Origin of the sequence: Amycolatopsis sp. NPDC051372, from assembly GCF_040682095.1 — a bacterium.
Lineage (GTDB): Bacteria > Actinomycetota > Actinomycetes > Mycobacteriales > Pseudonocardiaceae > Amycolatopsis.
Genome location: NZ_JBFBAF010000007.1, coordinates 295479 through 303578, shown reverse-complemented (window position 1 = coordinate 303578; position 8100 = coordinate 295479). Strand labels below are relative to the sequence as shown.

The following is an 8100-nucleotide window of genomic DNA, read 5'->3' as shown; positions in this document are numbered from 1 at the left end:
GGGAAACGGCGGCGCGGCGCCTGCTCGGCAAGCTGACCGGCGACACGCCTCTCGACGGCATGACCGTGCTGCCGACCGAACTGTGGCCGTGGCTCGCCGCGATCGCCGTCGCCGCCTGTCTGGTGGTCACCGTTCTGGGTGTTTTCGGGTCCGGCACGCCGGGTGGCGCGGTGCCCGAGCGCACGGCTTCGGTGTCCGTGCAGCAGGGCGACACGCTCACCGCGATCGCCGCCCGCTTCGCGCCCGACTCGGACCAGGCCGCCGTGGTCGAGCGCATCAAACAGCTCAACCACCTCGACGACGCCGTCCTCGTGCCCGGTTTGCCGCTCACGGTGCCGGTCGCATCGGAGGTGGCCGGGTTCGGTTCGTGACCGTCGGGATGCGCTCGATCGCGCCACGGATCGGTGCCTTCTTCACCCGCTTGTGTCGCTTGCGTGGGCCGTCCGGGCAATCTATGGTCAACCCCTACATCTGGTAGTTACACCGCTGTAGTTGGTCCACAGGTAGGGGTAGACTGGAGACCAGTTGTCCACAGCTGGGCGGTGTTCACCCACCGGTTGTCCACAAGTCGATCACCAGGCGCGGGTCCGTGCGGGGTGGTCGTGGTCCAGGCCGTAGCGTGGCGGCAGGGCCGGCGTGGATGGACTCGGCCGGCGCGGAGGGGAAGGTGATCGGCGGATGAGGTGCCCGTTCTGCCGGCATGCGGACTCTCGGGTCGTCGACTCCCGAGAGGTGGATGAAGGACAGGCGATCCGGCGGCGGCGCTCGTGCGCCCAGTGCGGCCGGCGCTTCACCACGTCGGAGACGATGGTGCTCGCCGTCGTCAAGCGGTCCGGCGTCACCGAGCAGTTCAGCCGGGACAAGGTCGTCAACGGCGTGCGGCGGGCCTGTCAGGGTCGGCCGGTCGACGACGACGCGCTGCAGAAGCTCGCGCAGCGCGTGGAGGAGTCGATCCGCTCCGCCGGTCTGGCGGAGATCCCGAGCCACGAGGTCGGTCTGGCCATCCTCGGCCCCTTGCGGGAGCTCGACGGGGTCGCCTACCTCCGGTTCGCCAGCGTCTACCGCTCGTTCTCCTCGGTCGAGGACTTCGAGAAGGAGATCGCCGACCTGCGGGAAGCCATGGCGGGTACTGCCGCGGAAGAAGGAAGCGAGCGCGCCGGAGACGACTGAGTGTCGCCTGCGCCGCGCGGGAGCGAGGGACGAGACCCGATGACCGAAACCGTGGGAACCGGCGCGGCGGCCGCCGGCCGGAGCAAGAAGAAGGCCAGTGGTGGTCTGGCCGTCAAGCGGGTCTTCACGACCGAAGGCGTGCACCCGTACGACGACGTCGTGTGGGAGAAGCGCGACGTCGTGATGACCAACTGGCGCGACGGCAGCGTCAACTTCGAGCAGCGGGGCGTCGAGTTCCCCGAGTTCTGGTCGGTGAACGCCACCAACATCGTCACCAGCAAGTACTTCCGCGGCGCCGTCGGCTCCCCGCAGCGCGAGAGCAGCCTCAAGCAGCTCATCGACCGCGTGGTGAAGACGTACGTGAAGGCCGCCGCGGACCACGGTTACTTCTCCGGTGCAGGCGACCTGGAGATCTTCGAGCACGAGCTCACCTGGATGCTGCTGCACCAGGTCTTCAGCTTCAACTCGCCGGTCTGGTTCAACGTCGGCACGTCCTCGAAGCAGCAGGTCTCGGCGTGCTTCATCCTGTCGGTCGACGACACGATGGAGTCGATCCTGAACTGGTACCGCGAGGAGGGCCTGATCTTCAAGGGCGGCTCCGGCGCGGGCCTCAACCTCTCGCGCATCCGCTCCTCGAAGGAGCTGCTCACCTCCGGCGGCACCGCGTCCGGCCCGGTTTCGTTCATGCGCGGCGCCGACGCGTCCGCGGGCACCATCAAGTCCGGCGGCGCCACGCGGCGCGCGGCGAAGATGGTCGTGCTCGACGTCGACCACCCCGACATCGAGGAGTTCATCCAGACCAAGGCGCGCGAAGAGGAGAAGATCAAGGTCCTCCGCGACGCCGGGTTCGACATGGACCTCTCCGGCGCGGACATCGCGTCGGTGCAGTACCAGAACGCCAACAACTCCGTGCGCGTGTCCGACGAGTTCATGCAGGCCGTGGAGAACGGCACGGAGTTCGGGCTGCGCGCCCGCCTCACGGGCGAGGTCATCGAGCGCACCGACGCGAAGAAGCTGTTCCGTACTATGGCGCAGGCCGCGTGGGAGTGCGCCGATCCGGGCGTGCAGTACGACGGCACGATCAACGACTGGCACACCTGCCCGGAGTCGGGCCGCATCAGCGCGTCGAACCCCTGCAGCGAGTACATGCACCTCGACAACTCCAGCTGCAACCTCGCGTCGCTGAACCTGCTGAAGTTCGTGGCCGACGACGGTACGTTCGACGCGCCGCTGTTCGCGAAGGCCGTGGAGTTCGTGATCACGGCGATGGACATCTCCATCTGCTTCGCCGACTTCCCGACCGAGCCGATCGCCGACACCACGCGCAAGTTCCGCCAGCTGGGTATCGGCTACGCCAACCTCGGCGCGCTGCTGATGGCGCTGGGCCACGCGTACGACTCCGAAGGCGGCCGCGCGCTCGCCGGCGCGATCACGTCGCTGATGACCGGTGTGTCGTACCGGCGCTCGGCAGAGATGGCCAAGGTCGTCGGCGCGTACGAGGGTTATGCGCGCAACGCCTTGGCGCACCAGCGCGTGATGCGCAAGCACGCCGCGGCCAACGAGCTGGTCCGCACGTACCACTCCAACGACGCGGCCGTCCGCGCGCTGGCCACCGAGGAGTGGCAGCGCGGCATCGAGCTCGGCACGCGTCACGGCTGGCGCAACGCGCAGGCCTCGGTGCTCGCGCCCACCGGCACCATCGGCTTCATGATGGACTGCGACACCACGGGCATCGAGCCGGACTTCTCGCTGGTGAAGTTCAAGAAGCTGGTCGGCGGCGGGTCGATGCAGATCGTCAACCAGACCGTGCCGCGCGCGCTGAAGGTGCTGGGCTACCAGGACGAGCAGGTGGAGGCGATCGTCGAGTACGTGGCGCAGCACGGCCACGTGGTCGACGCGCCGGGCTTGCGCCCGGAGCACTACGAGGTGTTCGACTGCGCGGTGGGCGAGCGCTCCATCGCGCCGATGGGCCACGTGCGGATGATGGCCGCGGTGCAGCCGTTCCTGTCGGGCGCGATCTCGAAGACGGTGAACATGCCGGAGACGGCGACCGTCGAAGAGGTCGAGGAGATCTACTTCCAGGGCTGGAAGCTCGGCCTGAAGGCGCTGGCCATCTACCGCGACAACTGCAAGGTCGGCCAGCCGCTGTCCACGGCGAAGAAGAAGGAAGCCGAGGCGGAGCCGGAGAAGGTCGTGGAGTACCGCCCGGTGCGCCGCCGCCTGCCGAAGAAGCGCCCGAGCCAGACCGTGTCGTTCACCGTCGGCGGCGCCGAGGGTTACCTCCACGCGGGCTCCTACCCCGACGACGGCCTCGGCGAGATCTTCGTCAAGCTCGGCAAGCAGGGTTCGACGCTGGCGGGCGTGATGGACGCCTTCTCGATGTCGATCTCCGTGGGCCTGCAGCACGGCATCCCGCTGGAGTTCTACGTCTCGAAGTTCTCCAACCTGCGCTTCGAACCGGCCGGCATGACGGACGACCCGGACATCCGCATCGCCACCAGCGTGATGGACTACCTGTTCCGCCGCCTGGCGCTGGACTACCTGCCGTACGAGAAGCGCTCGCAGCTCGGCATCTTCACCGCCGACGAACGCTCGGCCGAAGTGGAATCCAACTACGGCGGCATGGACCTCGAAGCCCTGCGCACCAGCGTCGACTCCTCCCCGGCCTCCGCTTCCACCCCGGCCGCCCCGCCCACCACGGTGGCCCCGGATGCGCACTCCACGGCCGAACTGATGGAACTCCACCTCGGCAAAGCCGCAGACGCGCCGTTGTGCATGACGTGCGGCACGAAGATGCGGCCTGCGGGGTCGTGTTATGCCTGTGAAGGATGTGGGGCTACGTCGGGTTGTAGCTGATTGTCGTGACGTGGTGAAGCGGGGAGCCGGGTTTCCGGCTCCCCGCTTTGCTTTGCCGGCGACCGGATTTCCGCACAGGATCTCCACACGTCCTCCCGCCGGCGATCACATCGGTGCGACAGCATCGGGCGCGTGGAGTGGCTCAGGGAGTTCAGGGAAGAAGCACAGCGGCGGCGAGTGCGGCCGGAGCCGGAGTGGGGGCGCGGGGCGCGGCTGGACCCTGTGGTGGTGCGGAGTGTGCAGCGGTTCCAGGTGGGGGAGTCGGGGGACGGGGCCAACCTGATCGCCAAGGCGGACCCGCGGTTTCGGCCCGCCGTCGAGTTGTTCGTGGCCGAGGAGCAGAACCACGCGCGGCTGTTGGCCGAACTCCTCAGGGCCGCGGGGAGTTCGACGATCCACCACCACTGGTCCGACGCCGTGTTCGTCTGGCTCAGACGGGCGCTCGGGCTCAGGCTCGAGTTGATGGTGCTGTTGATCGCCGAAGTCGTGGCACTGAGCTACTACCGGGCGCTGAGAGATGGCACCGGGGATCCGCTCACGAGGGAAGTCGCGGCGAGGATTTTGGCGGATGAGGAGCGGCATGTGCCGTTCCACTGTGATCAGCTCAGAGGGACTTTCCCCAGGGCAAAGGGAAAACTCGTCGCCGGATGGTGGCGGATCCTGATGCTGGGCGCGTTGTCCGCTGTCCTTGTGGATCACGGGCGAGCGTTGGGGGCACTCGGTGTCACGCGGTTCGCGTTCGTGGCGGGGGTGCTGGGGCGGTTCGAGCAGGTGGTCGTGGAAGTCCACGGTGGACGGACGTGTCCGGTCGCGACGAGGCCGTTCACGCGCCGGGCGCGGCCGCGGGGTCTGCTCTGACCCCCAGTGAAGCGAGGTGCGCTCGCAGGACGTCGCGGCACACCTGAGGCGTGGTGGCGTCCGGTTGGAGGGCCGAGCGGAACGTGAGCCCGTCCAGCAGAGCGGCCAGACGCTCGGCCTCCAGGTCCGCCACCGAGGCCGGCAAGCGCATTGCCTCGATGATGCGACGGGCCAAAGCCAGCGTGCCGCGCAGGGCCTCGTGGGCCAGGACGGTCAGGTCGGTGTCGACGCGGGCCGCGACGAGGAACTCCACCAGCACCGTGGCTTCGGCACGGCGGGGTGCGTCGAGGGGGAGCAGTTCGGCCAGGAAGTCGGTCAGTTGTGAGGCCGCCTCGTCGCGCGTCAGCTCCGAGAGGGGTCGCAGCGAGACGCGGCGGCGCTCCAGGCGGGCGGAGACGCGGTCGATCGTCGAGCGCATGGCGAAGCGCATGAGGTCGCGCTGGCCGTCGAAGTAGTGGCGGACGGAGCCGATGTTCAGGCCGGACTCCGCGGCCACCGAGCGCAGCGATACAGCCGGCAGGCCGTCGCGCGTGGCAAGGCGCAGCACGGCGTCCGCGATGTCCGCGCGGCGTTGTTCTCCGTCGATGACCTTGGGCACTGGACCTTTCTATCACACCTGTGATATCAAAGTTTATGTCACAGGTGTGATAGAAAACGAGGTGGCAGACGATGGAGACAGTGCTCAACGTGCTGCTGATCCGGTTCGGCCTGATCGCGGCCGGGCTGGTGGTGCTCGGCCTGGTGTTGTCCGCCGTGGTGGTGACGCTGCGGCGCAGGGGCAAGGGCCACCACGTGCGGACGGCGGCGCGGTTCGCCGCGCGCGTGCTGGATGAGCGAGGAGCCCGGCGTGGGAGCCGCGTGGTGAGGGAAGCGCTCAACCGGTTCGACGACCGGTGAACGGCGACGAGTTGCTGCACCACCTGCTGCTGGACCTGCTGGTCAAGGGCATGATCGGCCTCGGTGCGGTGGTGGTGCTGGTGATCGGCGCCGTCGTGATCTGGCGCAAGGCGGGGAGGTGAAGGGGGCGCCGGTCACGGCGCCCCCACCACGTCAGGACAGCCGCGACCACAGGAACTCGAACACCAGCGCCCACTTGAACGCCAGCTGCGCGTTGTCCGCCGCGCCGCCGTGGCCGCCTTCGATGTTCTCGTAGTAGCGCACGTCGTGGCCCTGCTCCTGCATCCGCGCCGTCATCTTGCGGGCGTGGCCCGGGTGCACGCGGTCGTCCCTTGTGGACGTGGCGAACAGCGTCGGCGGGTACGTCCGTCCCTTGTGGACGTTGTGGTACGGCGAGTACTTCGCGATGTACTCCCATTCCTCCGGCACGTCCGGGTCGCCCCACTCGGCCATCCACGACGCGCCCGCCAGCAGCAGGTGGTAGCGCTTCATGTCGAGCAGCGGCACCTGGCTCACGACGGCGCCGAACAGCTCCGGGTACCGCGTGAGCATCACCCCCATCAGCAGCCCGCCGTTGCTGCCGCCGAGGATGCCGAGCCGCTCGGCCGTGGTGATGCCGCGCGTGACGAGGTCGCGGGCGACCGCCGAGAAGTCCTCGTACACCTTGTGCCGGTTTTCCTTCACGGCCTGCGCGTGCCACTCCGGCCCGTACTCGCCGCCGCCGCGGATGTTCGCGACCACGTACGTGCCGCCGCGCGAGACCCAGCCGCGGCCGATCACGCCGCTGTACGCGGGTGTCAGCGAAACCTCGAAGCCGCCGTAGCCGTTGAGCAGCGTCGGGCCGTCCTCCGCGCCGGGCGGGCGCACCACGAAGTACGGGATCTTCGTGCCGTCCTCCGACGTCGCGAAGTACTGCGCGACCTCGATCCCGGACGCGTCGAAGAACCCCGGCGCCTGCTTGAGCACCTCCACCTCGCCGCCCACCTCGCCCCGGCTCAGGGTCGAGGGCTGCAGGTAGCTGGACGAATCCACGAGGTACTCGTCGCTCTCGTCCGGGTCGGTGCCCACGATGTCCGCGCTGCCGAACTCCGGCGCCCCGCCCAACGGCGCCTCCGTCCAGCCGTCGGGGCCGGGCGTGAGCGCGACCAGCTCCGTCTTCACGTCACGCAGCTTCGCGAGCAGCACGTGGTTGCGCGTGAACGTGTAGTACTCGAGCGAAGTGTGCGCGTCCGGCGTGAACAGCGCGGTGAAGTCCCGCTCGCCGGCCAGGAACGCGTCGAACCCGATCACGAGCAGCGCGCCGGCGGGGTGCACCGTGGCGCCGACGGTCCACGGCGTGCGCGGCTGCACGTACAGCCATTCGCGCTCCACCGACAGCTCCACGTCGTCGGGCAGGTCGAGCTTCTCCAGCCCGGACGGCGTCCGCAGGAACACCTCGGTGCGGTAGAAGTCGATCGAGCGGTGCGCGAAGTCGCGCTCGAAGCCCTCGGTGGGGTCGTGGAACGCGACCACGGCGACGTCGTCCGGCTTGCCCTCGAACACCAGCTCCGCCGATTCGAGCGGCGTGCCGCGGCGCCATTCCTTCGTCAGCCGCGGGTAGCCGGACGTGGTGAGGGTGTCCGGCCCGAAGTCGGTGCCCACGTACACGCGGTCCTCGTCGATCCAGCCGACGCGGTTCTTCGCCTCGGCCAGGAAGTAGCCGCCTTCGACGAACTCGTGCGCGTCCAGGTCGAATTCGCGCACCACCGTCGCGTCGGCGCCGCCGCGCGAGAGCTGCACGAGCCCGAGCCGGTGGCCGGGCCGCAGCACCGCGGCGCCCTTCCACACCCAGTTCTCGCCCTCGGTCTCGGCCAGCGCGTCGACGTCGAGCAGCAGTTCCCAGTCGGGTTCTGCCTTGCGGTACTCCTCGAGGGTGGTGCGCCGCCACAGCCCGCGCGGGTGCTCGGCGTCCTGCCAGAAGTTGTAGAGCTTCGGGCCCCGGCGCGTCACGTAGGGGATGCGCCCGCCGGCGTCGAGCACTTCGCGGATCTCGTCCTGCAGCGCGGCGAAGCGTTCGCCGGACGTGAGCACGTCCAGCGTCTCGCCGTTGCGCGTGCGGACCCAGTCCAGTGCCTCGTCGCCGGTCACGTCTTCCAGCCACAGGTACGGATCTTCGACACTCATGGCCCCAGTCTCGCCGCCGGGCGGGGGTTCCGGCCACCCGTCCGGCGTTCCCGTTTCGTGATCCCGCCCGGCCGGGTGCTCCGTATGCTGGAGCGCGCAGCTGACAGGGGGAGCGAGCGCACTTGAGCGAAAACGCGGGCGGGGTGCCGCCGAGGG

At 69.1% G+C, this 8100-nt stretch carries 8 protein-coding genes; 6 read left to right on the top strand and 2 right to left on the bottom strand.

What is annotated here, in order from left to right; all coding sequences use genetic code 11:
* The 4 genes from AB0M56_RS13925 to AB0M56_RS13910 all read left to right on the top strand — a co-directional run.
* Positions 1 to 371 (top strand): LysM peptidoglycan-binding domain-containing protein (locus AB0M56_RS13925; RefSeq protein WP_364174915.1); only part of this gene is annotated, 371 nt, incomplete at its 5' end.
* A gap of 307 nt (positions 372 to 678) precedes the next feature.
* Positions 679 to 1170 carry a transcriptional regulator NrdR gene (gene nrdR, locus AB0M56_RS13920; protein WP_220238112.1) on the top strand — a complete coding sequence of 164 codons (492 nt, stop codon included), beginning with the start codon at positions 679 to 681 and terminating at the stop codon, positions 1168 to 1170.
* 39 nt (positions 1171 to 1209) lie between these two features.
* Positions 1210 to 4026, top strand: a complete 2817-nt coding sequence (locus AB0M56_RS13915; protein ID WP_364174912.1) for a vitamin B12-dependent ribonucleotide reductase — start codon at positions 1210 to 1212, stop codon at positions 4024 to 4026.
* A 327-nt stretch (positions 4027 to 4353) separates the two neighbouring features.
* Entirely contained in the window at positions 4354 to 4884 is a 531-nt protein-coding gene (locus AB0M56_RS13910) for a ferritin-like domain-containing protein (RefSeq protein ID WP_364174910.1), read from the top strand.
* On the opposite strand, the gene AB0M56_RS13905 is transcribed toward AB0M56_RS13910, so the two are convergent.
* Complete coding sequence (locus AB0M56_RS13905; protein ID WP_364174908.1) at positions 4850 to 5482, bottom strand: TetR family transcriptional regulator C-terminal domain-containing protein; 633 nt, start codon at positions 5480 to 5482, stop codon at positions 4850 to 4852. The genes AB0M56_RS13910 and AB0M56_RS13905 overlap by 35 nt on opposite strands.
* A gap of 71 nt (positions 5483 to 5553) precedes the next feature.
* Between AB0M56_RS13905 and AB0M56_RS13900 the strand changes: the two genes are divergently transcribed.
* Both AB0M56_RS13900 and AB0M56_RS13895 read left to right on the top strand, forming a co-directional pair.
* Positions 5554 to 5781 carry a hypothetical protein gene (locus AB0M56_RS13900; protein WP_364174906.1) on the top strand — a complete coding sequence of 76 codons (228 nt, stop codon included), beginning with the start codon at positions 5554 to 5556 and terminating at the stop codon, positions 5779 to 5781.
* A complete protein-coding gene (locus AB0M56_RS13895) occupies positions 5778 to 5903 on the top strand; it encodes a hypothetical protein (protein WP_364174904.1) in 126 nt (41 codons plus the stop codon). Before AB0M56_RS13900 ends, AB0M56_RS13895 begins: the two co-directional genes overlap by 4 nt.
* Before the next feature lie 31 nt (positions 5904 to 5934).
* Here the strand turns inward: AB0M56_RS13895 and AB0M56_RS13890 are convergent, their stop codons facing one another.
* Positions 5935 to 7944 carry a prolyl oligopeptidase family serine peptidase gene (locus tag AB0M56_RS13890; RefSeq protein ID WP_364174901.1) on the bottom strand — a complete coding sequence of 670 codons (2010 nt, stop codon included), beginning with the start codon at positions 7942 to 7944 and terminating at the stop codon, positions 5935 to 5937.
* Positions 7945 to 8100: the final 156 nt, after the last annotated feature.